This is a genomic window from Rhizobacter sp. P2_D12 (assembly GCF_056404395.1).
The window spans coordinates 1-24,715 of sequence record NZ_JBFUEB010000017.1; the positions used below are offsets into that span (position 1 = coordinate 1).

Genomic DNA, 24,715 nt, shown 5'->3' on the forward strand with positions numbered 1-24,715 from the left:
GCGCAGCCCGATGCTGTGCTGGCCGCCGGCGGCTGCGGCGCCGACACCGGGCGCGCGCGCGCAGCCCGATGCTGTGCTGGCCGCCGGCGGCTGCGGCGCCGACACCGGGCGCGCGCGGCACGATCAGCGTCAGCGGGCCGGGCCAGAAGCGCGCGGCCAGGCGCTGCGCCAGCGCCGGCCAGTCGGCCGCGAACACCTGGGCCGATCCGACGTCGGCCACGTGCACGATCAGCGGGTGGTCGGCCGGCCGGCCCTTGGCGGCGAAGATCTTCGCGACCGCCGCGTCGTCGTCGGCGCGCGCGCCGAGGCCGTACACCGTCTCGGTCGGCAGCCCGACGAGCTCGCCCGCCGCCAGCGCCGTCGCGGCCTGCGCGACGGCGCTGCCGTCCTTCGGGTCACGGGCGTCGATCAGCACGGGGCAGCCTCGGCGGAACCGGGCTCACCAGGGCGCGAGGCCCAGGTGCTCGGCGGCCTGCAGCGCGACGGCCTGGGCGCGCGCCGCGGTCTCGGCGGTGATCGTCAGGTGGCCCATCTTGCGGCCCGGGCGCGCGCTGGCCTTGCCGTACAGGTGCAGGTGGGTGCCGGGCAGGGCCAGCACCGCGGCCCAGTCGGGCTCGACCGCACCGGCCTGCGGGCCGTCGCGGAACCACAGGTCGCCCAGCAGGTTCAGCATCACCGCCGGCGAGTGCAGCCGCGGCGCGGCCAGCGGCGCGCCGGTCAGCGTGCGCACCTGCAGGTCGAACTGCGACTGGTCGCAGGCGTCCAGCGTGTAGTGGCCGGAGTTGTGCGGGCGCGGTGCCATCTCGTTGGCGACCAGCCGGCCGTCGCGCAGCACGAAGAACTCGACGCACAGCACGCCGACGTAGCCGAGCGTCGCGGCGATCTTGCCGGCCGCGGCGATGGCCTGCTGCTGCACGTCGGCCGTGATGTCGGGCGAGGGCACGCGCGTCACCGCGAGGATGCCGTCGCGGTGCAGGTTCTGCTGCAGCGGGAAGTGCACCGAGGCGCCGTCGGCGCCGCGCGCGACGATCACGCTCACCTCGTAGGCGAGGGGCAGCATCTGCTCGAGCACGCAGGGCACCTGCTTGAGCCCGGCCCAGGCGGCGGCCAGCTCGGCGCGGTGGGCCACGCGCACCTGGCCCTTGCCGTCGTAGCCGAGGCGGGCGGTCTTCAGGATGCCGGGCAGCAGCCGGTCGTCGACGGCGTCGAGTTGCGCGGCGGTCTCGATCAGCGCGAACGGCGCGCAGGGCACGCCGCAGGCGACGAAATGCGCCTTCTCGGCGGCGCGGTCCTGGCACACCGCGACCGCGTCGCCGGACGGTGCCACCGGCCGCATCGCCGCCAGCGTGCGCAGCGCCGCGGCCGGCACGTTCTCGAACTCGGTGGTGATGGCGTCGCAGCAGGCGCCGAGCTGGGCCAGGCCGGTGGCGTCGAGGTAGTCGGCGTGCACGTGCTGGTGCGCCACCAGCCCGGCCGGGCTGGCCGCGTCGGGGTCGAGCACCACGGTGGCGTAGCCCAGCTGCTGTGCGGCGTGCACGAACATGCGGCCGAGCTGGCCGCCGCCCATCACGCCCAGCGTGCGGCCGGGGGGGAGGAACCGGTTCATTTCAGGTCTGCCGACATCGCGCGGGCGACCTCGGTCTGGCGCGCCCGGTAGGCGTCCAGCTGGGTGCGCAGCGTCGGGTTGCCGGTGGCCAGCATCGCGACCGCGAACAGCGCGGCGTTGGCCGCGCCGGCGGCGCCGATCGCGAAGGTCGCTACCGGGATGCCCTTGGGCATCTGCACGATCGAATGCAGCGAGTCGACGCCCTGCAGGTGGCGGCTGGCGACCGGCACGCCGAGCACCGGCACCGTGGTCTTGGCGGCCAGCATGCCGGGCAAGTGGGCGGCACCGCCGGCCCCGGCGATGATGGCGCACAGGCCGCGCGCGGTGGCCGATTCGGCGTAGGCGAACATGTCGTCGGGCATGCGGTGCGCAGAGACCACGCGCGCCTCGTAGGGCACGCCGAACTCGGCGAGAATCTCGGTCGCGAGGCGCAGGGTCTCCCAGTCGCTGCTGGAACCCATCACCACGCCAACCAGGGGGGCGCTGCTCACAGGCTCGCTCCAGGGCTGGAAAAACCTTGAATTGTAGGCGGCGCGGCTCCACCTGCCCCGGAGCAGCCCACCTTTGCCGGAACACGATGGACATCTCGATTCAGAATTTCGAAGCCGACCTGATCAATGCGTCGGTGGAGCAGCCGGTGCTGCTGGACATCTGGGCGCCGTGGTGCGGCCCCTGCAAGGCGCTGACGCCGGTGCTGGAGAAGCTCGAGGTCGCCTATGCCGGGCGCTTCAAGCTGGCCAAGCTGAACGCCGACGAGCAGCCCGAGATCTCGGGCCAGCTGTCGCAGATGTTCGGCGTGCGCAGCATCCCGTTCTGCGTGCTGTTCAAGGGCGGCCAGCCGGTCGACGGCTTCGTCGGCGCGCTGCCCGAGGCCCAGGTGCGCGAGTTCCTCGACCGCCACGTGCCGAGCGCCGAGGCGATGGCGGCCGATGAAGACCTGGCCGAGGCGAACGAGCTGCTGGCCGAAGGCGACGCCGACAGCGCGCTCGAGCGCCTGCAGGAAGCGGTGGCCATCGACCCGGGCAACGATGCGGCCCGCTACGACTACCTGCGTGCGCTGCTGATGGTGGGCCGCGTCGATGACGCGCGCCGGGCCTTCGACCCGGTGGCCAGCAAGGTGATGCTGGATGCGCGGCTGTCGGCCGCCGGCCACTGGCTGGACGCGAGCGAGAAGGCGGCGTCGGCCCGCAGCCCCGAGGCGCTGGCGGCGGCGATCGCCGCGAACAAGCGCGATTTCGACGCGCGCTTCGAGCTGGCGCAGACGCATTTCGCGGCCCAGCGCTTCACGCAGGCGATGGACGAGCTGCTCGAGATCGTGATGCGCGACAAGGCCTGGAACGGCGAGCTGGCGCGCAAGACCTATGTCGCCATCCTGGAGCTGATGGCCAAGCCGGCACCGGCCAAGGCCGAAGCGGCGGCACCGAAGGGGGCGCTCGAGGTGACCGGCAAGGTCAGCACGGCGCCGGCCGATCCGGTCATCGACCAGTACCGGCGCAAGCTCAGCATGGCCTTGTTCTAGGCCGGCCGCAGCGGCGCCAGCGCCGCGCCGAGCAGCGCAACGATCGCCGCCTGCTCGTCGGCGAGCGCCTTCCACGCCGCCTCGGCCTGCTGCGAGTGCTTCTTCGCGGCGTCGATCTGCCCCAGTTCCGCATAGACCTGCGCCAGCCGGCTGTGCGTGGCCGCTCGGTCGTCCAGGTCGCAATCGTCGCGGTTGGCTGCTTCGGCCGCGCGGACTTCGTCCTGCGCCAGGTCGGCCTGCTTCAGCTGCAGCCGGCACCAGGCCAGGTCGGCGCGCAGCCAGTTGGCCATGTGGGCCGCACCCTGCGTCAGCGCCAGGTCGAGGTGCTGCTCGTACAGGCGCAGGGCATCGGCATGCCGGCCCTGCAGCGACAGCAGCTGCGCCCGCATGACCGGCGCCAGCGCATCGAGCGCGGCGGTGCCCACCAGCGCATCGAAGTTCTGCGACGACTCGGCACCCAGCAGGGCCTGGCGCGTCGCCTGGCTTTCGCCTGGCCCGCTCAGCACGTTCTGCCGCGCCTGGCTCGCGTTCAGCCACGCCATGTTGGCCATCAGCGCGGCCAGCATCGCCTCGTCGCCCTCGGCGCTGCCGTGCTGGCGCGCCGACGCATACCAGGGCTGGGCCAGGTCGTAGCGGCCGGCGAAGTGGTAGGCCTGCGCGATCACCAGGCCGATGCGCGATTGCGCCGCGTGGTGCTTCGCATCGGCCAGCCGCAGCGTCTCGGCGACGCGGCGCGTCATGGACGCGAAGTCGTGCCGCACGTAGTCCAGGTGGGCCAGCCAGGCGCAGCACAGCGCGTGCAGCGTCGTCTCGCGCGCCGCACCGCTCAGGGCGTAGGCGCGGTTGATCTTGTCGATGGCCTCGGCCGAGCCCAGCTTGCCGTAGTGCGCCACCAGCCCCTCGCCCAGGCTCACCCAGGCGCTCAGCGCCATGCTCGGCTGCGCGGCGTACTGCTGCTGCAGTCCGGTCAGGGTCTTGCGGGCTTCGTCGAAGCGGCCGAGCCGCGCCATCAGGCAGGCGCGTTCGGCACGCAGGCAGTCGGCCTTGACGGGATGGTTGGCGGCCTCGATGGCGGTGTCGAGGTGCTTCAGCAGGCGGGACTGCATGGCACTCAGCCGGTCAGGCGTTGCAGTGCTTCGCGGTACTTGGCGGCGGTCTTCTCGATCACGTCGGCCGGCAGCGCCGGCGCCGGTGCGCGCTTGCCCCAGGGCTGGCCGTCGACGCGCGCCTGTTCGAGCCAGTCGCGCACGAACTGCTTGTCGTAGCTCGGCGGGTTGCGGCCTTCGCGGAAGGCCGCGTCGTAGCCCTCGACCGGCCAGAAGCGCGACGAATCGGGCGTCAGCACCTCGTCCATCAGCGTCAGCGTGCCGTCGGCGTCGAGGCCGAACTCGAACTTGGTGTCGGCGATGATGATGCCCTTCTTCAGCGCGATCGCGGCGGCGCGCGTGTAGAGCTGGATCGCGGTGTCGCGCACGCGGGTCGCGAGCTCGGCGCCGATGATCTGCTGCATGCGCTCGAACGGGATGTTCTCGTCGTGGTCGCCCATCTCGGCCTTGGTGGCCGGCGTGAAGATCGGCGCGGGCAGCGGGCTGGCGTTCTTCAGCCCGGCGGGCAGCTTGACGCCGCAGACCGACTGGCTCTGCTGGTATTCCGACCAGCCGCTGCCGGCTAGGTAGCCGCGCACGACGGCCTCGACCGGCAGCGGCTTCAGCCGCTTGACCAGCATCGAGCGGCCGCGCACCTGGGGCCGCTCGGCCGGGGTGACGATGCTCTCGGGGTCGTCGCCGGTCAGGTGGTTGGGGACGATGCCTTCGAGGTGCGCGAACCAGAACAGCGCCATCTGCGTCAGCAGCTCGCCCTTGCCGGGGATCGGCTCGCCCATGATCACGTCGAAGGCGCTGAGGCGGTCGCTCGCGAGCATCAGGATGCGATCGGTTCCCACCGCGTAGTTGTCGCGCACCTTGCCGCGTGCGAGCAGGGGCAGGGAGGTGAGGGTGGAGTTCAGCACGGCATTCATGGGCTCTTTCGGCGCAAGGGCAGGACAGCGCCGAATTGTAGTGAGCCGCCAAAGAAGAAGCCCGGCCGGGCCGGGCTTCATCAATGTTGGGGAGACGGTGTCAGACCACCGTCTGCGCCAGCTCGCCGCGTGCGTAGCGCTGCGCCACCTGGTCGAGGCTCTGGGCCTTGATCTTGCCGGACTGGCCCTCGCAGCCGAACTCGAGGTAGCGCTGCCGGCAGATCGCCTTGGCCGCCTCGCGGGCCGGCTTCAGGTACTCGCGCGGGTCGAACTTCTCGGGGTTCTGCACGAAGAACTTGCGGATCGCCGCCGTCATCGCGAGGCGGATGTCGGTGTCGATGTTGATCTTGCGCACGCCGTACTTGATGGCTTCCTGGATCTCGCTGACCGGCACGCCGTAGGTTTCCTTCATGTTGCCGCCGAACTCGCGGATCGCCGCCAGCAGCTCCTGCGGCACGCTGGAGCTGCCGTGCATCACCAGGTGGGTGTTCGGGATGCGGGCGTGGATCTCCTTGATGCGGCCGATCGCCAGGATGTCGCCGGTGGGCTTGCGGGTGAACTTGTAGGCGCCGTGGCTGGTGCCGATGGCGATCGCCAGCGCGTCGAGCTGGGTGCGCTTGACGAAGTCGGCGGCCTGCTCCGGGTCGGTCAGCAGCTGCTCCATCGTCATCGTCGCGTCGGTGCCGTGGCCGTCTTCCTTGTCGCCCTTCATCGTCTCGAGCGAACCCAGGCAGCCCAACTCGCCCTCGACGGTGACGCCCACCTTGTGCGCGATGTCGACCACCTTGCGCGTGACGTCGACGTTGTAGTCGTAGCTGGCGATGGTCTTGCCGTCGGCCTGCAGCGAACCGTCCATCATCACCGAGCTGAAGCCCAGGTTGATGGCGCCCTGGCAGACGTCCGGGTTCTGGCCGTGGTCCTGGTGCATCACCAGCGGAACCTTCGGGTAACTCTCGAGCGCGGCGAGGATCAGGTGCTTGATGAAGGGCTCGCCGGCGTACTTGCGGGCGCCGGCGCTGGCCTGCAGGATGACCGGGGCGCCGACCTCGTCGGCCGCGCTCATCACGGCCTGCACCTGTTCGAGGTTGTTGACGTTGAAGGCCGGGATTCCGTAGCCGTTTTCGGCGGCATGGTCCAGCAGCTGGCGCATCGAAACGAGTGGCATGGCAGGTGTCCGTGGAAGTGAAGAAACCCTTCAGGCGGCATGAAACCGCGCTGTAACTCGTGGCATTGTACTGACGGCTCCCGCGGGAAAACCCCGCTGCCGTCACCCTCTCCCCGCGACCGCGGGGTCTCCAGCATGCGCCGGAATTGACGGGTGTTCCAGCCGTTTTTCCGGCTCAAGCCGCGGCGCCCGCGGCGGAAACTGGGGGCTATCCGACCGATCGCCCCGCTGGAGGGAACCCCGTCATGGCCCGACTCGACCTGAATGCACTCACCCTGTGGATCACCGCGGCCGCGCAGCAGCAGCCGCAGGACCTGGCCACGCAGGTGGAGCAGCGCGCCGGCGTGTCGCGCGCGACCGCCAACAAGGCCTTGCGCCGCCTGGCCGGGATGGGCTGGCTGGTGCGCGAAGGCAGCGCCGCGCGCCCGCTGTACCGCCCCGGCTCGCTGCGCCAGGTGGTGCAGCGCTACCCGCTGGCCGGCCTGGGCGAAGACCTGCCGTGGTCGCGCGACTTCGCCCCCTTCTTCGCGCTGCCCGAGACGGTGCGGCGCATGCTGCACCATGCCTTCACCGAGCTGCTGAACAACGCGATCGACCACAGCGCCGGCCAGAGCGTGACGGTCTCGATGCGCCAGACGCCCAGCCATGCGCAGCTGCTGGTGTCGGATGACGGCCGTGGGGTGTTCGACAAGATCAACGAGGCCTTCGCGCTGGACGAGCCGCACCTCGCGATGCTGGAGCTGAGCAAGGGCAAGCTGACGAGCGCGCCGGACCGGCACTGCGGCCGGGGCCTGTTCTTCACGTCCAAGCTGGCCGACGTGTTCGACCTGCATGCCAACGAATCGGCCTTCCAGCACCGCGGCTGGGAAGCCGGCCGCTGGCGCGAGGGCAAGCCGCTGAAGCGGCAGGGCACCTCGGTCTATGCGGCGTTCGCGCTCGACAGCACGCGCACGGTGGAATCGGTGCTGCAGGCGCACAGCGCCGATGGCGCCGGCTTCGACTTCGAGCGCACCGTGGTGCCGCTGCGCCTGCTGACGACGACGCAATCGGGGCTGGAGTCGCGGGCCCAGGCGCGGCGCGTCGGCGCGCGGCTGAACCAGTTCCGGCGCGCCGAGGTGGATTTCAGCGGCGTCTCGAGCATCGGGCACAGCTTTGCGGACGAGTTGTTCCGCGTGCTGGCTTCGGAGCACCGGACTCTGGATCTCGTACCGGTGAACATGTCGCCCGCGGTGGCGGCCATGGTCGCCAGCATCCAGCGTTACCCGATCCGCTCGGCTCGGTAACCCTGGCCGCGCATCGCGGCCAATATTTCCTCGATGTGGGCCACGCCGCGCGTGTGCACCACCACCTCGATCTCGGCGCGTTCCACCGACAGCGAGCTGAAGGCCCGCTGGTGCTGCACCTCGTCGATGTTGGCGCCCAGCTTGCCGAGCAGCGTCGCGACGTCGGCCAGCGCGCCGGGCACGTCGCGCACGTCCATGCGCAGCCGCGCCAGCCGGCCCGACTTGACCATGCCGCGCTGGATGATCTCGGCCAGCACCAGCGGCTCGATGTTGCCGCCCGACAGCACCAGCCCGACCTTGCGGCCGGCGAAGCGCGCGCGGTGCTTCATCAGCGCCGCGAGGCCGACCGCGCCGGCACCCTCGACCACCGTCTTCTCGATCTCCAGCAGCATCAGGATCGCCTGCTCGATGTCGTCCTCGCCGACCAGCAGCACGTCGTCCACGTGCTGCTTGATCAGCGGCACGGTCAGCACGCCCGGCACCTTGACGCCGATGCCGTCGGCGATGGTCGCCTGCGCGCTGTCGCGCTGCTGGTCGTGGACCGCGTTCCAGACGGCCGGGAAGCGCTCGGTCTGCACGCCGATCACCTGCATGCCGGGCTTCAGCGACTTGGCCGCGGTGGCGATGCCGCCGATCATGCCGCCGCCGCCGATCGCGACCACCAGCGTGTCCAGCGACGGCTGCTGCGCGAGCATCTCCAGCGCCAGCGTGCCCTGGCCGGCCGCGACGTCCAGGTCGTCATAGGGGTGTACCAGCGTCAGCCCGCGCTCCTGCGCCAGGCGCAGGCCATGGGCGCGCGCGTCGTCGAAGGTGTCGCCTTCGAGCACGACGGTGGCGCCGAAGCCGCGCGTGCGCTCCACCTTCACGGCCGGCGCGAAGCGCGGCATCACGATGGTGGCCGGGATGCCCAGGCGCTGCGCGTGGTAGGCGACGCCCTGCGCATGGTTGCCGGCCGAGACGGCCAGCACGCCGCGCGCACGCTCGGTGTCGCTCAGCTGGGCGATCTTGTTGAGGGCGCCGCGCTCCTTGAAGGAGGCGGTGAACTGCAGGTTCTCGAACTTCAGGAACACCTCGCAGCCGGCGATGGCCGAGAGGGTCCGCGAAGGCACGCAGGGGGTGTCGAGCACCTGGCCGTGCAGGCGCTCGGCGGCGGCACGGATGTCGGCAAGGGCGAGGGTCATCCCGCCATTGTGGCGTGGGTCAGCCGACGCGGCACACCTTGAGCATGTTGGTGCCGCCCGGGTAGCCCATCGGCTCGCCGCAGGTGATCGCGTAGGTGTCGCCCGGCTTCAGCACGCCCTTCTCGACCAGCAGCAGCTCGGCACGCTTGAGCGCCTCGTCGCGGTCGCTGAAGTTGGGCATCAGCAGCGGGCGCACGTTGCGGTACAGCATCATCTTGCGCTGGCTCATCACCTGCGAGGTCAGGCCGTAGATCGGCACGTGGATCTTCTGCCGGCTCATCCACAGCGCGGTCGAACCCGATTCGGTGAGCGCGAGGATCGCCTTGCAGCCCAGGTGGTAGGCGGTGAACAGCGCGCCCATCGCGATCGACTGGTCGATGCGGCCGAACTTCTTGTTCGTGAAGCCGGCGTCCAGCGAGATCTCCTCGGCGCGCTCGGCCTCGATGCAGATGGTGGACATCATCTCCACGGTCTCGACCGGGTACTTGCCGGCGGCCGTCTCGGCGCTCAGCATCACCGCGTCGGTGCCGTCGAGTACCGCGTTCGCGACGTCGCTCACCTCGGCGCGCGTGGGCACCGGGTTGACGATCATCGACTCCATCATCTGCGTCGCGGTGATGACCACGCGGTCCATCTCGCGCGCCATCTTGATCATGCGCTTCTGCAGCGCCGGCACCGCGGCGTTGCCGACCTCGACCGCCAGGTCGCCGCGCGCGACCATGATGCCGTCGCTCGCGCGCAGGATGCTCTCGAGCGCGGGGATGGCCTCGGTGCGCTCGATCTTCGCGATCAGCGCCGGCTTGTGGCGCCACGGCTCGCCGGCCACGTTGGCCAGCTGGCGCGCCATCTCCATGTCGGTCGCGTTCTTCGGGAAGCTCACCGCCAGGTACTCGCACTGGAAGCTCATCGCGGTCTTGATGTCCTCCATGTCCTTGGCGGTCAGCGCCGGCGCGGTCAGGCCGCCGCCGGCCTTGTTGATGCCCTTGTTGTTGGACAGCACGCCGCCGATCACCACGGTGGTGAGCACCTGCTCGCCGCGCACCGCGTCGACCGTCAGCTTCAGCAGGCCGTCGTTCAGCAGCAGCGTGTCGCCCGGCTTCACGTCGCGCGGCAGCTCCTTGTAGTCCAGGCTCACGCGCTCGTTGTTGCCGAGCTCGGTGCTGCTCGCGTCGAGCACGAACTTCTGGCCCGGCTCGAGCAGCGTCTTGCCGCCCTCGAACTTGCCGACGCGGATCTTCGGGCCCTGCAGGTCGGCCATGATGGCCACTTCCTTGCCGGTGGCGCGCGCCGTCTCGCGCACGCGGGCCGCCAGGTCGATGTGGTCCTGGGCCTTGCCGTGCGAGAAGTTCAGGCGCACCACGTCGACGCCGGCGCGGATGATCTGCGACAGCACCTCCGGCGAGCTGGACGCGGGGCCGAGGGTGGCGACGATCTTGGTGGCGCGGGGCATGGGGGTGGTCTCCGGTCTTCTCATTGTGGTTCAGCGCGCAGCAGCAGCCGCCGCCGGGCCGCCCCAGGGCGGCTGAGCCCCCTCGGGGGGCAGGAACGCAGTGACGTGGGGGCGATCATCCTGCACGGCGCTGCAGGATCTCGAAGGCCGGCAGGGTCTTGCCTTCGAGCACTTCCAGGAAGGCACCGCCGCCGGTCGAGATGTAGCCGACGTCCTTCTCGATGCCGTACTTCGCGATCGCGGCCAGCGTGTCGCCGCCGCCGGCGATGCTGAAGGCGTCCGACGCGGCGATGGCGCGCGCCAGGGTTTCGGTGCCGTGCGCGAACGCGTCGAACTCGAACACGCCCACCGGGCCGTTCCAGACGATGGTGCCGGCAGCCTTCAGTTGCGCGGCCAGCCTGGCGGAGGTTTTGGGGCCGATGTCGAGGATCAGGTCGTCGGCTTCGACGGCCGAGGCGGCCTTGACCGTGGCCGGCGCATCGGCGGCGAAGGCCTTGGCGGTGACCACGTCGGTCGGGATCGGCACCGCGGCGCCGCGCGCCTTCATCGCCTCGATCACCGCCTTGGCCTCGCCGACCAGGTCGGCCTCGGCCAGCGACTTGCCGATCGGCAACCCGGCGGCCAGCAGGAAGGTGTTGGCGATGCCGCCGCCGACGATCAGCTGGTCGACGTTCTTCGCGAGCGACTGCAGGATGGTCAGCTTGGTGCTGACCTTGCTGCCGGCGACGATGGCCACCAGCGGGCGCTTCGGGTTGGCCAGCGCCTTGGTGATGGCATCGATCTCGGCCGCCAGCAGCGGGCCGGCGCAGGCGATCTTCGCGAACTGCGCGATGCCGTAGGTGGAGGCCTCGGCGCGGTGCGCGGTGCCGAAGGCGTCGTGCACGAAGATGTCGCACAGCGCGGCCATCTTGCGCGACAGCGCCTCGCTGTTCTTCTTCTCGCCCTTGTTGACGCGGCAGTTTTCCAGCAGCACCAGCTGGCCGGGCGCGACCTGCACGCCATCGACCCAGTCGGCGATCACCGGCACCTCGCGGCCCAGCAGCTCGCCCAGGCGTCTTGCCACCGGCGCGAGCGAATCCTCGGGCTTGAACTCGCCCTCGGTCGGACGGCCCAGGTGCGAGGTGACCATCACGGCCGCCCCGGCCTTCAGCGCCATCTCGATGCAGGGCACCGAGGCGCGGATGCGGGTGTCTTCGGTGATGTGGCCGGCGTCGTCGAGCGGGACATTCAGGTCGGCGCGGATGAACACGCGCTGGCCCGCAGCTTTGCCTTGGGCTGCAAGGTCTTCAAAACGGAGAACGTTCATGGGCGGCCAAAGTTAGAGGGGGAATTCTAGGGATGCCGCGGTCGCAAAAGTTACGAAGCGGTTCCGAGTTCCATTGGACACCAGCTGGCGGTCCGTGGCCAGTTCCTACCAGCCCAGGGCTAGCTTCAGCGGCACCAGCACCGCCATGCCGACCACGATGGTGCCCAGGATGCCGCGGCGCCAGAAGAAGTAGAGCGTGGCCGCGAGCACCGCATACAGCCGGGCGTCCTGCCAGGTGTCGAGCAGGTGGCCCTGGGTCACCACGACCTCCGGCACGACGACCGCCGCCAGCGCCGCCAGCGGCGCGTAGCGCAGGCCGCGCTGCACCCAGTCGGGCAGGCGCAGCTCGCGCTCGGGGATCAGGAAGAAGCAGCGGGTCACGACGGTGATCACCGTCAGCCCGATGATCGTGACCAGGGATTCCATGTCGCTCATCCGGCCACCCCGTTGCGCGGCTTGCTGCGCATCAGCGAGGCCAGCACGCGCCGCCCGGTGTCACCGCCGCCGTCGATCATCAGCCCCACGCACACCGCGGCGGCGATCGCCACCACCATGTTCAGCCGGTACGGCAGCGCGAACGCCGCCACGGCGGCGGCGCCGGCGATGACCGCGGCAAAGCTGGTCGCCTTGTCGGACAGCAGCGAGTAGGCCAGGCCGAGCAGCGCCAGCACGCCGGCGAAGGCCAGGCCCCAGTGCGTCGGGACCACGTCGGCCAGCACGATGCCCAGCACCGACGGCACCTGCCAGGCCAGCCAGGTGGCCGAACTGCCGCCGAGGAAGTATTCGATCTGGCCCTCGTCGTCGCGCGCCTGCTTGAACTTCTTCATGAAGAGCACGTAGTTCAGGTCGGCGGTGAGGTAACCGAGCAGCATCCGCTGGCCGAGCGGGAAGCGCATGAAGAAGGGCCGCCAGTGGGCGCTGAAGATCACGAAGCGCAGGTTGACGCACAGCGCGGTGGCCCAGATCACCCACACCGGCGAGCCGGCACCCATCAGCGGGATGGCGGCCAGCTGCGCGCTGCCGGCGAACACCGTGAAGGTCATCAGCAGCGACAGCGGCACCGACRGGCCCGCCTTCACCATCGCGACGCCGGTGACCAGGCCCCAGGCCGCGATGCCCAGGCTGACGGCGGACATCTCCCGCGCGCCGGCGGCGAACTGCGGGTGGCGGACGAGGGCGCGCAGCGAGGTGCTCATCGGGCCATTGTCGCCGCATGCGGGTTTCCCCGCCCCGGCGGGGTTCAGCGGTGGACCACGTTGCCGCTGCCGACGACCTTGCGCTTGAGCTTCGCGTCGCAGGTGTAGGTGACGTCGCCGCTGCCGGCGATCGTCACGGGCGGGGTCGCTGGACCCCGACAGGTTCAGCTCGAACGTGCCGGCCTTCAGGCTGTCGGCGCGGACGTCGCCCGAGCCGGCCATCGACAGCGCGTTCAGCAGGATCAGGTCGACGGTGACGACCACCGGGTGGCGGGTCTGGTAGTTCGCGCCGCGGGCCGGGCGGATCTCCAGCGTGCGCGTGCCGCTGCGCTCGACGACCGTGGTCTCGATCAGCGGCAGCAGGTTGTCGTCGGCACGGACCTCGACGCCTTCCTTCGCGCCCTGGCGCAGCACCACGTCGATCGAGCCGCTGGCCGAGACGGCCTGGAAGCCGGTGATGCTGCGGACCTCGGTCTTCTCGGTGCCCGAGCCGGTGACGCGGTCACCGGCGAAGGCGAGCGAGCTCATGGCGAGTGAGCTTATGGCGAGCAGGCCGATGGCGACCAGGGGGAGGGGGCGGGTGTTCTTCATGACAGTCTCCGGACCAGTGATGGAGAGACTGTGCCGCGCGGCAGGGCGCGTGTCGCGCGCGATGCGACCGGTTGCCGCTGCGGCCGACGAAGCCGCGCGGAGGCGGGATCAGGTGTCGCTGTGCTTGGCCTTGGCCTTGGCGGGGCGCTTCTCGACCGGCGCGGCGGGCGCTTCGGTGGCCGCCTCGGCGTCGGCCGCGGGCTTGCCCTCGGCGCGCATCTCGGTCTTCGGTTCGGGCTTGGCTTCGCTGCGTGTGTCGGATGACTTGCCGCCGGCGGCCAGCTGCGGCGTCACCGGCTCGATCTTGTTCTCGCGCATGTAGTCGTTCATGTCGCGCCAGCCGGCGAACACCGAAGCCTTGTCGGCCTTCTTGTTCAGCGCGTAGCAATCCTCGATCGCGCGGTTGGCATGGCGGCAGGCGCTGCCGATCGCGCGGCCGTCGGCCTCGCGGGCGGCGGCCAGCTTCTCGGCCGACTCGACCCCGAGCATGTCGCAGCCGGTGAGCGCGGCGGCACTGAGCAGGACGGCGGTGAGCAGGTGGCGTTGCATGGCGATGGGCAGGGGCGGACGTGTCTGTCGCCAGAGTGTCCGCCGGTTCGCGCCCTGGCCAGGCGAGAAAAAGCCCCTCGAAGAGGGGCCAGTTCGGGGGATGGCCGCCGGCATGGTCAGGCCGGCCGCATGGCCATCAGGCGGGCGACGCGTTCCTCGGTCGACGGGTGCGTCGAGAACAGCCCGCGCAGCCCGCCGCCCGACAGCGGGTTCATGATCATCATCTGCGCCGTCTCCGGGTGGCGTTCGGCGGCTTCCATCGGCGTGCCCTGCGCGTAGCGGTGGATTTTCTGCAGCGCGCTGGCCAGCGCCTGCGGGTCGCCGGAGATCTCGGCGCCGCCGCGGTCGGCCTCGAACTCGCGGGCGCGGCTGATCGCCATCTGGATCAGGCTGGCCGCCAGCGGCGCAAGCAGCATCACCAGCAGGCCGACGATCGGGTTCTGCGGCCGGCCTTCGCTGTCGCGTCCGCCGAAGAACATCGCGAAGTTGGCCAGCATCGAGATCGCACCGGCCATCGTCGCGCTGACGGTGCTGATCAGGATGTCGCGGTGGCGCACGTGGGCCAGCTCGTGCGCCATCACGCCGCGCAGTTCGCGCTCGCTGAGCACGCGCAGGATGCCGGTGGTCGCGGCGACCGCGGCATGCTCGGGGTTGCGGCCGGTCGCGAACGCGTTCGGTGCGTCTTCATTGATCAGGTAGACGCGCGGCATCGGCAGCTGGGCCCGCTGCGCCAGCTCGCGCACCATGCGGTAGAACTGCGGCGCCGAGGCTTCGTCGACCTCCTGCGCGTTGTACATCTTCAGCACCATCTTGTCGGAGAACCAGTAGCTGAAGAAATTCATGCCGACGGCGACCAGCAGCGCCACCATCATCCCGGCGCGGCCGCCGATCATGGCGCCGATGGCCATGAACAAGGCGGTGATGGCGGCCATCAGGACGGCGGTCTTCAACAGGTTGAACATCGTGGTTTCCTTTCAGCGACGACAAGGCCTCAGATGGGGCCCGGGGCCGCGAGTTCAATCGGCATGCCCGAACACGCTGCCGGGCGGCACGGGCCGGGCCTGCAGCAGCTGGCCGGCCGGCAGGCGCTTGCCGCCCGGGCGCTGCAGCTCGGTCAGCAGCAGCGCGCCGTCGCCGCAGGCCACCAGCAGGCCCTCGGGGCCGGCCGCGAGCACGCTGCCCGGGCGGCCCTGCCCAGGCCGGACCTGGCCGCGCCACAGCTTCAACGTCTCGCCGGCCAACTGGCCGCTGGCGCCGGGGAACGGGTCGAAGGCCCGCAGGCGGCGCTCGATCTGCGCGGCGGGCAAGCGCCAGTCGACCGCCGCCTCGGCCCTGTCGATCTTGTGGGCGTAGGTCACGCCGTCGGCCGGCTGCGGGGTGCGGGCGAGGCCGCCGCAGGCGGCGAGCTCGAGCGCCTCGACGACCAGGCGGCCGCCCAGCGGCGCCAGCCGGTCGTGCAGGCTCGCGGTGGTGTCGGCGGGCGAGATCGCCAGCGGCTCGACCAGCAGCATGTCGCCGGTGTCCAGGCCGGCGTCCATCTGCATGATGGTGATGCCGGTCTGCGCGTCGCCGCTCTCGATCGCCCGGTGGATCGGGGCGGCGCCGCGCCAGCGCGGCAGCAGCGAGGCATGGATGTTCAGGCAGCCGCGCGGCGGCAGGTCGAGCACCCATTGCGGCAGGATCAGCCCGTAGGCGGCGACCACCATCACGTCCGGCCGCGCCGCCTCGAGCGCGGCCCGGGCCGCGGCGGCGTCTTGCGGGTACTTGCCGTCCAGCCGCAGGCTGCGTGGCTGCGCGACCGGGATGGCCTGCGCTTCGGCAAAGGCCTTCACCGGCGATGGCTGCAGCTTCAGCCCGCGGCCAGCCGGCCGGTCGGGCTGGGTCAGCACCAGCGGGATCGTGAAACCCGCCGCATGCAGCGAGGCCAGCGCGACCTGGGCGAATTCCGGCGTGCCGGCGAAGACGACTCGCATGCCCGCTCAGCGCTGCTCGTCGCGCGTCTTCTTCAGCATCTTGGTCTTGATGCGGTCGCGCTTCAGCGGGCTCAGGTACTCGACGAACACCTTGCCGACCAGGTGGTCCATCTCGTGCTGCACGCACACCGCGAGCAGTCCGTCGGCGTCGAATTCATGGATTTCGCCGTCGCGGTTCAGCGCCCGCACCGTCACGCGGGCGTGGCGCGGCACCTTGTCGTAGACCTGCGGCACCGACAGGCAGCCCTCGTCGCCGTTCACCATCTCGTCGCTGGTGGCGATCAGCTCCGGGTTGATCAGCACGTGAGGATCGTCGCGCCGATCCGACGTGTCGATCACGATCACGCGCTCGTGGACGTCGACCTGGGTGGCCGCGAGGCCGACGCCTTCGGCCTGGTACATGGTCTCCAGCATGTCATCGACCAGCTGTCGGATGCGTGCGTCCACTTGCGTGACGGGCTTGGCAACGGTGTGAAGGCGAGGGTCGGGATAGCGGAGGATCGAAAGCTTGGCCATGTGGGAAACGCGCAACGCCGGCTGGCGTGACAGGACTCACGCGAGGTGTGTCCGGAAGTCAATTTCGTTGCGATATCAAGGGTTTAGGGGCAGAATCTGTGAAACTGAATGAAGATTTTCGCCGAGTCGCAGGCGTCGTGCCGCGGCCCGGTTCAGTTAACCGCACAACGCAGCATTGTGCTGCCTGAGCGCCCGGAGACTTAACCGCATGACCCGAAGCCACCGTATCGCCCTGTCGTTCCCCCGGGCTGCCGCCATCACCGTCGCGCTGGGCGTCTGCTTCGGTTCCGCCACGGCGAACGCRCAAGCCGGCAACTACCCGATCACCCCCAAGCAGCGCAGCACCGCCCAGCAGGTGGCCGAGGCCGGCGTGCCGCTGTCCGAGCTGTCGCCGAACGCGCCCGATTCCTACACCGTCAAGACGGGCGACACGCTGTGGGCCATCTCCGGCCTGTTCCTGACCAGCCCGTGGCGCTGGCCCGAGCTGTGGGGCATGAACCTCGACCAGATCCGCAACCCGCACCTGATCTACCCGGGGCAGATCCTGTACCTGGACAAGGTCAACGGCCGCGCCCGCCTGCGCGTCGGCTCGGGCGAGAACGGCGTCGTCAAGCTGTCGCCGCGCGTGCGCGAAGGCGACCTGTCGCGCGACGGCATCCCGGCCATTGCGCTGAACCTGATCGAGCCTTTCCTCAACGAGGCGGTGATCTTCGACAGCAACGAACTGGCCAAGGCGCCGCGCGTCGTCGCGACGCCGGAAGGCCGCACCGTGCTGGCCCGCGGCGACAAGGCCTATGTGCGCGGCGACCTGGGTGGGGCGCGCAATTTCCGCCTGTTCCGCGAGCCGCAGCAGGCCTTGCGCGACCCGACCACCAACGAGGTGCTGGGCTACGAAGCCTTCTACCTCGGCACCGCCGAACTGGTCCGCAAGGGCGACGCAAGCGGCGCCGCGAAGGCGGACGACATCGTCCCCGACACCTTCATGCTGACCAACATCCGCCAGGAAGTTCGCGTCGGCGATCGCCTGTCGCCGGTGCCGCCGCGCGAATTCCAGAACTACGTGCCGCGTGCGCCGCAGTCGCCGATCTCCGGCCAGATCGTCTCGGTGTACGGCGAGGCGGTCGCCGCCGGCCAGAACCAGATCGTGTCGCTGAACAAGGGTGCCCGCGACGGCCTCGAGAAGGGCCACGTGCTGGCGCTGTGGAAAGACGGCCCGCGCATGCCCGACAAGACCGAAACCGGCTCGCCCGTCATCAAGCTGCCGGACGAGCGCCATGGCTACCTGTTCGTGTTCCGCGTCTTCGACCGCATGTCCTACGCGCTGATCCTGTCGGTGCAGGAGCCGGTGCGTCGCGGTGACCGTTTCACCCAGCCCTGAGCTGAACGCGCCCGAGGACTGGGCCGCGTGGCTGCGGCTGCTGGAAACGCCAGGCCTCGGCCGCGAGTCGGCGCGCAAGCTGCTGGCGGCTTTCGGTTCGCCCGACGCCGTGATCGCGGCGTCCACGGCCGCGCGCAAGGAGGTGGTCGGGCCCTCGACCGCTGCCGCGCTCGAGCTTGAATCGCCTGCGCTGGAGCGCCTGACCGAAGCCACCCGCTGCTGGCTGCACGAGGCGCCACCCGGCAGTCCGCGTCGCCTCGTGACTCTGGGCGATCCGCTCTACCCACCCGCATTGCTGGAGATGGCCGACCCGCCGCTGCTGCTGTATGCGCAGGGTCGCGCCGAACTGCTGCAGGCCACGGGCGTGGCCATCGTCGGCAGCCGCCAGGCCACGCCGCAAGGCCTGGAGAACGCGCGCTCGTTCGCCGCCGCGCTGAGCGAAGCCGGCCTCACGGTGGTCTCGGGCCTGGCGCAGGGCATCGACGGCGCCGCGCACGAAGGCGCGCTGCAGGGGCCGGGCAGCACGATCGCGGTGGTGGGCACGGGCCTCGACCAGGTCTATCCGAAGCGCCACGCGGCGCTCGCGCAGCGCCTGTCGCTGCAGGGGCTGATCCTCAGCGAGTACGCGCTCGGCACCCCGCCGCTGGCCGAGAACTTTCCGCAGCGCAACCGCATCATCGCCGGGCTGTCGCGAGGCACGCTGGTGGTCGAGGCGGCGCTCCAGTCGGGTTCGCTGATCAGCGCGCGCCTGGCCAGCGAAGCCGGCCGGGACGTGTTCGCCATCCCCGGCTCGATCCACTCGCCGCAATCGCGCGGCTGCCACTGGCTGATCAAGCAGGGGGCCAAGCTGGTCGAAAGTGCGCAGGACGTGCTGGACGAAATCCAGGTGCGCCCGCCGCCGGTCGCGGCCGAGGTGAGGGACAACCCCGGCGAAGCGTCCGGCGATGCCCTCCTCGAGGCGCTGGGCTTCGAGCCGGCCACGCTGGACGCGCTGGTTGCCCGCACCGGCTGGTCGCCACAGCAGCTGAACATCCGGCTGCTCGAACTGGAGCTGGGAGGGCGCGTGGCGCGTCTGCCGGGCCAGCTGTTTCAGAGGGTTTCAGCCGCCTGACGCGCCGGCATCCCCGGGGCTTTTTGCCGCATCCCGGCCCGGACCGTGGGGTATAGTGGGTCCATGTTCGACGTGCTTGTCTACCTGTACGAAAACTACTGGCGGCCGGACGCGTGTCCCGACCATGCCCAGTTGACGCGCAAGCTGTCGGCGATGGGCTTCGAGTCGGACGAGATCGAAGAAGCCCTGTCGTGGCTCGACGGTCTGGCGACGGCGGCGCAGTCCTATGCCGGCGAGCAAAGCCCGGACAGCCTGCGCGTGTATTCGCCGGCCGAGCAGGAGCATCTCGGCGAGGCGTCGATCAGCTTCGTCAGCTTCCTCGAATCCGCCGGCGTGCTGCCACCCCCGATGCGCGAGATGGTCATCGACCGCGCCACTGCGATCTCCGGCGGTCCGGTCGACCTCGAAGACCTGAAGATCATCGTGCTGATGGTGTTCTGGAGCCTGGGCGAGGAACCCGACGCGCTGATCCTCGACGAGCTGTTCGTCGACGAGGCCGACCGGCTGATCCACTGATCCGGGCCTATCCGACAAAAAGCCACCGCATGCGGTGGCTTTTTTGATGCCGGTTCAAGAAGCGCTCAGTTCAACAGGCGGCTCGGGTCGACGTCCAGCTTGGCCAGCGCGCTGCGCGTGGCCCGCACGGTGAGGGATTCGTCCTGCGCCGGCACCAGCAGGCCAGCCTGCAGGAAAGCGGCCAGCCGATGTTGCTGGAACAGGATGCCGCGGCCGTGCGGCGACACGAACAGCGCCAACTGCCGGCGCAGGCCCTGCCAGGCGAGCTGCACCGCCTCGTTGCGGTTGCGGTAATCCAGCATGTACCAGCCGCCGACCTGCAGCTCGCGCGCCCAGGTCAGCATTGCCGGCGTGGGCATCGAGCCGCCTTCGCCGACGACCTCGAGTTCGGCGCTCTCGTGCCCGGACAGGTCCAGCACCATCGCCTCGTCGATGTCGACGTCCTGCGATTCGGGCAGCAACTCTTCCAGCGTCTCGAGGCGCACCATCAGCTCTTCGAGCCGCTCGTGCGGGATCGCGGCGGTCTTCGCGGTGAAGGCGGCGGCCAGCGAGTTGTTCAGGCGCTGGATGTGCTCGTCCTGGCGTTCCGGCGACACGCCGGCGTGGTCCATGCCTTCGCGCAGCGTCTTCAGCAGCGGAGGCAGGCGGCGGATCACCTCGGCGCGTTCTTCGCGCGACACCTTGGCGCTGGCCGACCAGATCAGGTCGGCGGCGGCGCGCTTCATGGTCTTGGTCTCCGGCCCCTGGGCGCCGCTCTTGACGGCGGTCATCGCCATCACGTCGGCCCAGACCTGGAACAGGAAGTCGCGCACACCCTCCTGCACCGGCACCTCGTTGAGCATCTTGCGCAGCTCGATCGTGTACTGGATCGCCAGCGTCTCGCGCTGCTCGACCTGCTGCGCGAGCGACACGCCCTTGCGCGTCGCCTCGTTCTCGTTCTGGAAATAGTTCTCGAGGAACTTCTCGAACTCGGTCAGCACCGTCTGGAACACGCGGCGGCCGGTGTCGGGATAGGCCTCGACGACCTGCACGACGCGCTTGATCTCGCGCTCCAGCGCATCGCCGACCGCGCGGCTGGTGGAATCGAAGCCCATCACGCAGGCGCCCATGCGGTCGATCAGGCGGCGCGCAGGGTGGTCGACCGTCGCGAAGAAATCCGGCTCGCTGACCGCCACCCGCAGCACCGGCATCTGCAGCCGGGCGAACCAGACCCGCACGACGGCCGGGATGCGCTCTTCGGTGAGGATGCTCTGGAACAGCAGCGCGACGATCTCGATCGTCGCGCGCTCGACCGGGGTCGATGCGGCCTTCTTCAGCGCCTGCTTGCGCTGGTGCAGCTCTTCGAGCAGCGCCGGCGTGCTGACCTGGCCCCCCGGCGAGGTGCGCGCCGAATCCTGGCTGCTCGCGAGACGGCGCTGGATGCCCTGCTGGGCGTCGGAGATGGCGGCCTTCAACTCGGGCGAGGCCGAGGTCATCGGCGCGGTGCGGCTGAACTCGGGCAGCTGCCGCCCGATCAGGCGGTTCAGGCGGCCGAGCACCGCCTCGGCGTGGTCGGCGCCGCGGGCAAAGCCGCCGGCGCGCGTCATCATGCGGGTCTCTTCGCCCACGCCGGTGCGCCCGAAGCCGGTGCTCGCATTCGCGGCCGGCGCGGCGGCGGCAGCGGCGCCAGCGCCGCCCGCCGACCCCTGGGCATTGCGCGAGCGGCGGATGAACGGCCGCAGGTCGACGTCGGGCAGCACGCCCTTCTGCACCAGCCAACGGTTGGTCTCGTGGTAGGCCTCTTCGGCGAAGTGGGCGAACTCTTCGTGGATCACCGCCTGCAGCGTGCGCCACAGGTCGTGGCTGAGCGAAGCGCCGCGCCAGGCAGCGGTGACGATGCGCGCCAGCACGTGTGGGCGCAGCACGTCGTTGGTGTCGAGTTCGTCGCGCTGCTCGAGCACCGACATGCGCGAGCGCAGGTCGGTGAACTCCCAGGACGAGCGGTCCATCATCGCCAGCGCCAGCCGCGAGCTCAGGATCTCGACCTCGATCGTGTCGTCATCGACGAGCGACATGCTGGCCGCCCGCCCGGGCGGCGGCAGGTCGCCCGGCCGCGACGCGGAGACCATGCCGCTGCCCAGCGAGCTGCGCAGCGAGGAGGTCATGCCGGCGACCCACAGCGGCGCGGCGCGGCGCAGGTCGACGGCGGCATCGCGGCGCTTGTACTGCACGCTGTGCTCTGCCGTCTGTGCCGCCAGGTTGCGGGCACCTTCCTCGACGGCCTGGACGATGCCGGGCACGCCATAGAGCAATCGCTCCACGTAGGAGCGGCGCGCCTGGGCGGCCAGGGCCAACGAATCGGCGGCGGTCGCCATGAAGGTGTCGGATAGCGCTCGAGTGGGGGGAAGTCCTTACTCTACACCACCGCCCCGGCGTTGGGGTCGTCCGGATCGGTCTCTTTCGAGCCCGGGCCGGCCTTCATCAGGTCTTCGCGCTTGACGCCCAGCCACATCGCGATGGCTGCGGCGACGAACACCGACGAATAGATGCCGAACAGGATGCCGATGGTCAGCGCGATCGCGAAGTAGTGCAGCGTCTGGCCGCCGAACAGCAGCATCGACAGCACCATCATCTGCGTGCAGCCGTGGGTGATGATGGTGCGGCTCATCGTGCTGGTGATCGCGTGGTCGATGACCTCGGGCGTGGTCATCTTGCGGTATTTGCGGAAGGCCTCGCGGATCCGGTCGAAGATGACGACCGATTCGTTGACCGAATAGCCCAGCACCGCCAGCACCGCGGCCAGCACCGACAGGCTGAACTCCCACTGGAAGAACGCGAAGAAGCCCAGGATGATGATGACGTCGTGCAGGTTGGCGACGATGGCCGCCACCGAGAACTTCCACTCGAAGCGGAAGGCCAGGTACAGCATGATCCCGGCGATCACGAAGGCGAGCGCCTTGGCGCCGTCCTCGGCCAGCTCGCGCCCGACCTGCGGGCCGACGAATTCGTTGCGGCGCAGCGTCAGCGGCTCGGCGGTGCCCGCCGTGCAGACCAGCCGGGACACGGCCTCGCCCTTGTCGCTGACGAACTGCTGGGTCGACACCGCACCGTTCTCGGCCTTGCACAGCGCGCCGAAGACGCGGTTCAGCACCTCGTCCTGCTTGATGTCGCCGCGCACCGGCAGGCGGATCAGCACGTCGCGCACCGAGCCGAAGTTCTGCACCTGGGCTTCGCCGAGCTGCAGCCCGTCGACGATGCCGCGCACGCGGTTGATGTCGGCGGCCTGCGAGTACGAGGTCTCGATCAGCGTGCCGCCGGTGAACTCGACCGACAAGTGCAGGCCGCGCGTGACGAGGAAGAACACCGCTGCCAGGAAGGTCAGCAGCGAGACGACGTTGAACACCAGCGCGTGCCGCATGAACGGGATGTCGCGCTTGATCCGGAAGAATTCCATGGGGATGCCTGCTTGTTCGGGTGGGCGAGGGGATCAGCCCTGGGTGGGCAGGTCGGCCGGGGGGGCGCCTTGCGGCCTCCACACCTGGCCGATGGACACGCCCTTCAACTTCTTCTGGCGGCCATACCAGAGGTTCACCAGCCCGCGCGAGAACATCACGGCCGAGAACATCGAGGTCAGGATGCCCAGGCAGTGCACCACCGCGAAGCCCTTGATCGGGCCGGAGCCGAACGCGAACAGCGCGATGCCGGCGATCAGCGTGGTGACGTTCGAGTCCAGGATGGTCGCGAAGGCCCGCTCGTAGCCGGCGTGGATCGCCGCCTGCGGCGGTGCGCCGGCGCGCAGCTCCTCGCGCACGCGTTCGTTGATCAGCACGTTGGCGTCGATCGCCATGCCCAGCGTCAGCGCGATGGCGGCCACGCCCGGCAGCGTGAGCGTCGCCTGCAGCATCGACAGCACCGCCACCAGCAGCAGCAGGTTGAAGGCCAGCGCCAGCGTCGAGAACGCGCCGAACAGCAGGTAGTAGCAGCACATGAACAGCGCGATGGCGGTGAAGCCGTAGATCACGCTGTTGAAGCCCTTGGTGATGTTGTCGGCGCCCAGGCTCGGGCCGATGGTGCTTTCCTCGATGATGTCCATCGGCGCGGCCAGCGAACCGGCGCGCAGCAGCAGCGCGGTGTCGTTGGCTTCCGAGACCGTCATCGAGCCGGAGATCTGGAACCGGTTGCCCAGCTCGCCCTGGATCACCGGCGCCGTCACGACCTCGCCCTTGCCCTTCTCGAACAGCAGGATGGCCATGCGCTTGCCGATGTTCTCGCGCGAGGTGTCGCGCATGATGCGCGCGCCCTTGGCGTCCACCGTCAGGTCGACCTTGGGCTGCTGGGTCTGGCTGTCGAAGCCCGGCTGCGCATCGGTCAGGCTGTCGCCGGTCAGCACCACCTGGCGCTTGACGATGACGGCGCGCCCGCTGCGTTCGATGAAGCGCTCGGTGCCGAACGGCACCGGGCCGCTGCCGGCCTCGGCCGAGCGTGCCTCGGCGCTGTCGTCGACCATGCGCAGCTCGAGCGTGGCGGTGCGACCGAGGATGCTCTTGGCCTGCGCCGTGTCCTGCACGCCCGGCAGCTCGACCACGACGCGGTCGATGCCCTGCTGCTGGATCACCGGCTCGGCCACGCCCAGCTCGTTGACGCGGTTGTGCAGCGTCGTGATGTTCTGCTTGATCGCGGCGTCCTGCACGCGGCGGGCCGCTTCGGGCTTCAGCGCGCCGGACAGGCGGATCTCGGTGCCGTCGGGGAATTCGGTCCAGACCAGGTCGGGCAACTGCTCGCCCAACAGGCTGCGCGCGGCCGTCAGCGTCTCGCGGTCGCGAAAGCGCACGTCGACGGTGTTGCCGTCGCGGCTGATGCCGGCATGGCGCAGGTTCTTGTCGCGCAGCAGCGTGCGGATGTCACCGGTCAGCGATTCGGCCTTCTTGGTCAGCGCCGACTTCATGTCGACCTGCATCAGGAAGTGCACGCCGCCGCGCAGGTCCAGGCCCAGGTACATCGGCAGCGCATGGACGGCCGTCAACCAGCGCGGCGAGCGCGACAGCAGGTTCAGCGCCACCACGTAGCTCGGGTTGGCGGCATCGGGGTTCAGTGCTCGGCTCAGCGCGTCCTTGGCCTTGCCCTGGGTGTCCAGGTCGGCGAAGCGCACGCGCAACGAGTTGCCGTCGAACTGCACCACCTCCGGCTTGATGCCGGCGTCGCCGAGGATCTGCGTCGCGCGCTGCGCGATCGAGCCATCGAGCTTCAGCGTCGGCCGACCGCTGCTCACCTGAACCGCCGGCGCCTCGCCGAAGAAGTTGGGCAGCGTGTACAGCAGGCCGACGACCAGGGCGATCGCGAGGATCGTGTATTTCCACCACGGATAGCGGTTCATGGCGA

The 24,715-nt window shown here is 70.1% G+C and carries 23 protein-coding genes; 5 read left to right on the forward strand and 18 right to left on the reverse strand.

The genetic code is table 11. The features are described 5' to 3' along the window. The 3 genes from AC1DYN_RS07810 to purE all read right to left on the reverse strand — a co-directional run. A partial coding sequence (locus tag AC1DYN_RS07810; RefSeq protein ID WP_477958556.1) for an L-threonylcarbamoyladenylate synthase occupies positions 1 to 415 on the reverse strand: 415 nt, incomplete at its 3' end. A 24-nt stretch (positions 416 to 439) separates the two neighbouring features. After that, complete coding sequence (locus AC1DYN_RS07815) at positions 440 to 1,606, reverse strand: 5-(carboxyamino)imidazole ribonucleotide synthase (protein ID WP_477958557.1); 1,167 nt, start codon at positions 1,604 to 1,606, stop codon at positions 440 to 442. Further along, the gene (purE, locus tag AC1DYN_RS07820) at positions 1,603 to 2,067 is read right to left on the reverse strand and encodes a 5-(carboxyamino)imidazole ribonucleotide mutase (protein WP_477958647.1); all 465 of its coding nucleotides are present in this window, start codon (positions 2,065 to 2,067) and stop codon (positions 1,603 to 1,605) included. The genes AC1DYN_RS07815 and purE overlap by 4 nt, the downstream gene beginning before the upstream one ends. A 116-nt stretch (positions 2,068 to 2,183) precedes the next feature. Here purE and AC1DYN_RS07825 point away from each other — a divergent pair, with 116 nt between their 5' ends. Continuing rightward, positions 2,184 to 3,125, forward strand: a complete 942-nt coding sequence (locus AC1DYN_RS07825; RefSeq protein ID WP_477958558.1) for a tetratricopeptide repeat protein — start codon at positions 2,184 to 2,186, stop codon at positions 3,123 to 3,125. On the opposite strand, the gene AC1DYN_RS07830 is transcribed toward AC1DYN_RS07825, so the two are convergent. The 3 genes from AC1DYN_RS07830 to fba form a co-directional block, all read right to left on the reverse strand. After that, complete coding sequence (locus AC1DYN_RS07830; RefSeq protein ID WP_477958559.1) at positions 3,122 to 4,231, reverse strand: tetratricopeptide repeat protein; 1,110 nt, start codon at positions 4,229 to 4,231, stop codon at positions 3,122 to 3,124. The genes AC1DYN_RS07825 and AC1DYN_RS07830 overlap by 4 nt on opposite strands. Positions 4,232 to 4,236: 5 nt before the next feature. Continuing rightward, on the reverse strand, positions 4,237 to 5,142 hold the full coding sequence (locus AC1DYN_RS07835) for a phosphoribosylaminoimidazolesuccinocarboxamide synthase (RefSeq protein ID WP_477958560.1): 906 nt from the start codon (positions 5,140 to 5,142) through the stop codon (positions 4,237 to 4,239). A gap of 100 nt (positions 5,143 to 5,242) precedes the next feature. After that, the gene (fba, locus tag AC1DYN_RS07840; protein ID WP_477958561.1) at positions 5,243 to 6,307 is read right to left on the reverse strand and encodes a class II fructose-bisphosphate aldolase; all 1,065 of its coding nucleotides are present in this window, start codon (positions 6,305 to 6,307) and stop codon (positions 5,243 to 5,245) included. A gap of 245 nt (positions 6,308 to 6,552) precedes the next feature. Here fba and AC1DYN_RS07845 point away from each other — a divergent pair, with 245 nt between their 5' ends. Next, a complete protein-coding gene (locus tag AC1DYN_RS07845) occupies positions 6,553 to 7,590 on the forward strand; it encodes an STAS-like domain-containing protein (protein ID WP_477958562.1) in 1,038 nt (345 codons plus the stop codon). On the opposite strand, the gene AC1DYN_RS07850 is transcribed toward AC1DYN_RS07845, so the two are convergent. The 9 genes from AC1DYN_RS07850 to def form a co-directional block, all read right to left on the reverse strand. Next, the gene (locus AC1DYN_RS07850; protein ID WP_477958563.1) at positions 7,566 to 8,771 is read right to left on the reverse strand and encodes a threonine ammonia-lyase; all 1,206 of its coding nucleotides are present in this window, start codon (positions 8,769 to 8,771) and stop codon (positions 7,566 to 7,568) included. The two genes, AC1DYN_RS07845 and AC1DYN_RS07850, sit on opposite strands and share 25 nt — an antisense overlap. A 19-nt stretch (positions 8,772 to 8,790) precedes the next feature. Continuing rightward, on the reverse strand, positions 8,791 to 10,221 hold the full coding sequence (pyk, locus tag AC1DYN_RS07855) for a pyruvate kinase (protein ID WP_477958564.1): 1,431 nt from the start codon (positions 10,219 to 10,221) through the stop codon (positions 8,791 to 8,793). Positions 10,222 to 10,336: 115 nt separating this feature from the next. Beyond that, positions 10,337 to 11,527, reverse strand: coding sequence for a phosphoglycerate kinase (locus AC1DYN_RS07860; protein ID WP_477958565.1), 1,191 nt, complete (start codon positions 11,525 to 11,527; stop codon positions 10,337 to 10,339). A gap of 105 nt (positions 11,528 to 11,632) precedes the next feature. Beyond that, on the reverse strand, positions 11,633 to 11,962 hold the full coding sequence (locus tag AC1DYN_RS07865) for an AzlD domain-containing protein (protein ID WP_477958566.1): 330 nt from the start codon (positions 11,960 to 11,962) through the stop codon (positions 11,633 to 11,635). Continuing rightward, a complete protein-coding gene (locus AC1DYN_RS07870) occupies positions 11,959 to 13,251 on the reverse strand; it encodes an AzlC family ABC transporter permease (protein ID WP_477958567.1) in 1,293 nt (430 codons plus the stop codon). The genes AC1DYN_RS07865 and AC1DYN_RS07870 overlap by 4 nt, the downstream gene beginning before the upstream one ends. A gap of 171 nt (positions 13,252 to 13,422) precedes the next feature. Then, complete coding sequence (locus AC1DYN_RS07875) at positions 13,423 to 13,863, reverse strand: hypothetical protein (protein WP_477958568.1); 441 nt, start codon at positions 13,861 to 13,863, stop codon at positions 13,423 to 13,425. Between the two features lie 116 nt (positions 13,864 to 13,979). After that, positions 13,980 to 14,825, reverse strand: a complete 846-nt coding sequence (gene htpX / locus AC1DYN_RS07880; protein WP_477958569.1) for a zinc metalloprotease HtpX — start codon at positions 14,823 to 14,825, stop codon at positions 13,980 to 13,982. A 54-nt stretch (positions 14,826 to 14,879) separates the two neighbouring features. After that, positions 14,880 to 15,836 (reverse strand): methionyl-tRNA formyltransferase, encoded by a 957-nt coding sequence (gene fmt, locus AC1DYN_RS07885; protein ID WP_477958570.1) that lies wholly within the window; start codon positions 15,834 to 15,836, stop codon positions 14,880 to 14,882. A gap of 6 nt (positions 15,837 to 15,842) precedes the next feature. Beyond that, on the reverse strand, positions 15,843 to 16,352 hold the full coding sequence (gene def / locus AC1DYN_RS07890; protein ID WP_477958571.1) for a peptide deformylase: 510 nt from the start codon (positions 16,350 to 16,352) through the stop codon (positions 15,843 to 15,845). A 208-nt stretch (positions 16,353 to 16,560) separates the two neighbouring features. On the opposite strand from def, the gene AC1DYN_RS07895 reads away from it, so the two are divergent. The 3 genes from AC1DYN_RS07895 to AC1DYN_RS07905 all read left to right on the forward strand — a co-directional run bounded on the left by AC1DYN_RS07895 (position 16,561) and on the right by AC1DYN_RS07905 (position 19,357). Further along, positions 16,561 to 17,730, forward strand: a complete 1,170-nt coding sequence (locus AC1DYN_RS07895; RefSeq protein ID WP_477958572.1) for a LysM peptidoglycan-binding domain-containing protein — start codon at positions 16,561 to 16,563, stop codon at positions 17,728 to 17,730. Next, complete coding sequence (dprA, locus tag AC1DYN_RS07900) at positions 17,708 to 18,841, forward strand: DNA-processing protein DprA (protein WP_477958573.1); 1,134 nt, start codon at positions 17,708 to 17,710, stop codon at positions 18,839 to 18,841. The genes AC1DYN_RS07895 and dprA overlap by 23 nt, the downstream gene beginning before the upstream one ends. A 63-nt stretch (positions 18,842 to 18,904) precedes the next feature. After that, on the forward strand, positions 18,905 to 19,357 hold the full coding sequence (locus AC1DYN_RS07905) for a Smg family protein (protein ID WP_477958574.1): 453 nt from the start codon (positions 18,905 to 18,907) through the stop codon (positions 19,355 to 19,357). Positions 19,358 to 19,422: 65 nt separating this feature from the next. Here AC1DYN_RS07905 and AC1DYN_RS07910 read toward each other — a convergent pair whose 3' ends face one another. From AC1DYN_RS07910 to secD, 3 genes are read right to left on the reverse strand one after another with little or no spacing between them, the layout of a single operon-like run. Continuing rightward, positions 19,423 to 21,711, reverse strand: coding sequence for a DUF1631 family protein (locus AC1DYN_RS07910; RefSeq protein ID WP_477958575.1), 2,289 nt, complete (start codon positions 21,709 to 21,711; stop codon positions 19,423 to 19,425). 41 nt (positions 21,712 to 21,752) lie between these two features. Then, positions 21,753 to 22,790 carry a protein translocase subunit SecF gene (secF, locus tag AC1DYN_RS07915; protein ID WP_477958576.1) on the reverse strand — a complete coding sequence of 346 codons (1,038 nt, stop codon included), beginning with the start codon at positions 22,788 to 22,790 and terminating at the stop codon, positions 21,753 to 21,755. A 33-nt stretch (positions 22,791 to 22,823) separates the two neighbouring features. Further along, positions 22,824 to 24,710 (reverse strand): protein translocase subunit SecD, encoded by a 1,887-nt coding sequence (gene secD, locus AC1DYN_RS07920; protein ID WP_477958577.1) that lies wholly within the window; start codon positions 24,708 to 24,710, stop codon positions 22,824 to 22,826. Positions 24,711 to 24,715: the final 5 nt, after the last annotated feature.

Coding starts and splice junctions, on each gene's coding strand:
- AC1DYN_RS07815 (WP_477958557.1), bottom strand. CDS start 1,606: ATGAACCGGTTCCTCCCCCCCGGCCGCACGCTGGGCGTGATGGGCGGC.
- purE (WP_477958647.1), bottom strand. CDS start 2,067: ATGGGTTCCAGCAGCGACTGGGAGACCCTGCGCCTCGCGACCGAGATT.
- AC1DYN_RS07825 (WP_477958558.1), top strand. CDS start 2,184: ATGGACATCTCGATTCAGAATTTCGAAGCCGACCTGATCAATGCGTCG.
- AC1DYN_RS07830 (WP_477958559.1), bottom strand. CDS start 4,231: ATGCAGTCCCGCCTGCTGAAGCACCTCGACACCGCCATCGAGGCCGCC.
- AC1DYN_RS07835 (WP_477958560.1), bottom strand. CDS start 5,142: ATGAATGCCGTGCTGAACTCCACCCTCACCTCCCTGCCCCTGCTCGCA.
- fba (WP_477958561.1), bottom strand. CDS start 6,307: ATGCCACTCGTTTCGATGCGCCAGCTGCTGGACCATGCCGCCGAAAAC.
- AC1DYN_RS07845 (WP_477958562.1), top strand. CDS start 6,553: ATGGCCCGACTCGACCTGAATGCACTCACCCTGTGGATCACCGCGGCC.
- AC1DYN_RS07850 (WP_477958563.1), bottom strand. CDS start 8,771: ATGACCCTCGCCCTTGCCGACATCCGTGCCGCCGCCGAGCGCCTGCAC.
- pyk (WP_477958564.1), bottom strand. CDS start 10,221: ATGCCCCGCGCCACCAAGATCGTCGCCACCCTCGGCCCCGCGTCCAGC.
- AC1DYN_RS07860 (WP_477958565.1), bottom strand. CDS start 11,527: ATGAACGTTCTCCGTTTTGAAGACCTTGCAGCCCAAGGCAAAGCTGCG.
- AC1DYN_RS07865 (WP_477958566.1), bottom strand. CDS start 11,962: ATGAGCGACATGGAATCCCTGGTCACGATCATCGGGCTGACGGTGATC.
- AC1DYN_RS07875 (WP_477958568.1), bottom strand. CDS start 13,863: ATGCAACGCCACCTGCTCACCGCCGTCCTGCTCAGTGCCGCCGCGCTC.
- htpX (WP_477958569.1), bottom strand. CDS start 14,825: ATGTTCAACCTGTTGAAGACCGCCGTCCTGATGGCCGCCATCACCGCC.
- fmt (WP_477958570.1), bottom strand. CDS start 15,836: ATGCGAGTCGTCTTCGCCGGCACGCCGGAATTCGCCCAGGTCGCGCTG.
- def (WP_477958571.1), bottom strand. CDS start 16,352: ATGGCCAAGCTTTCGATCCTCCGCTATCCCGACCCTCGCCTTCACACC.
- AC1DYN_RS07905 (WP_477958574.1), top strand. CDS start 18,905: ATGTTCGACGTGCTTGTCTACCTGTACGAAAACTACTGGCGGCCGGAC.
- AC1DYN_RS07910 (WP_477958575.1), bottom strand. CDS start 21,711: ATGGCGACCGCCGCCGATTCGTTGGCCCTGGCCGCCCAGGCGCGCCGC.
- secF (WP_477958576.1), bottom strand. CDS start 22,790: ATGGAATTCTTCCGGATCAAGCGCGACATCCCGTTCATGCGGCACGCG.
- secD (WP_477958577.1), bottom strand. CDS start 24,710: ATGAACCGCTATCCGTGGTGGAAATACACGATCCTCGCGATCGCCCTG.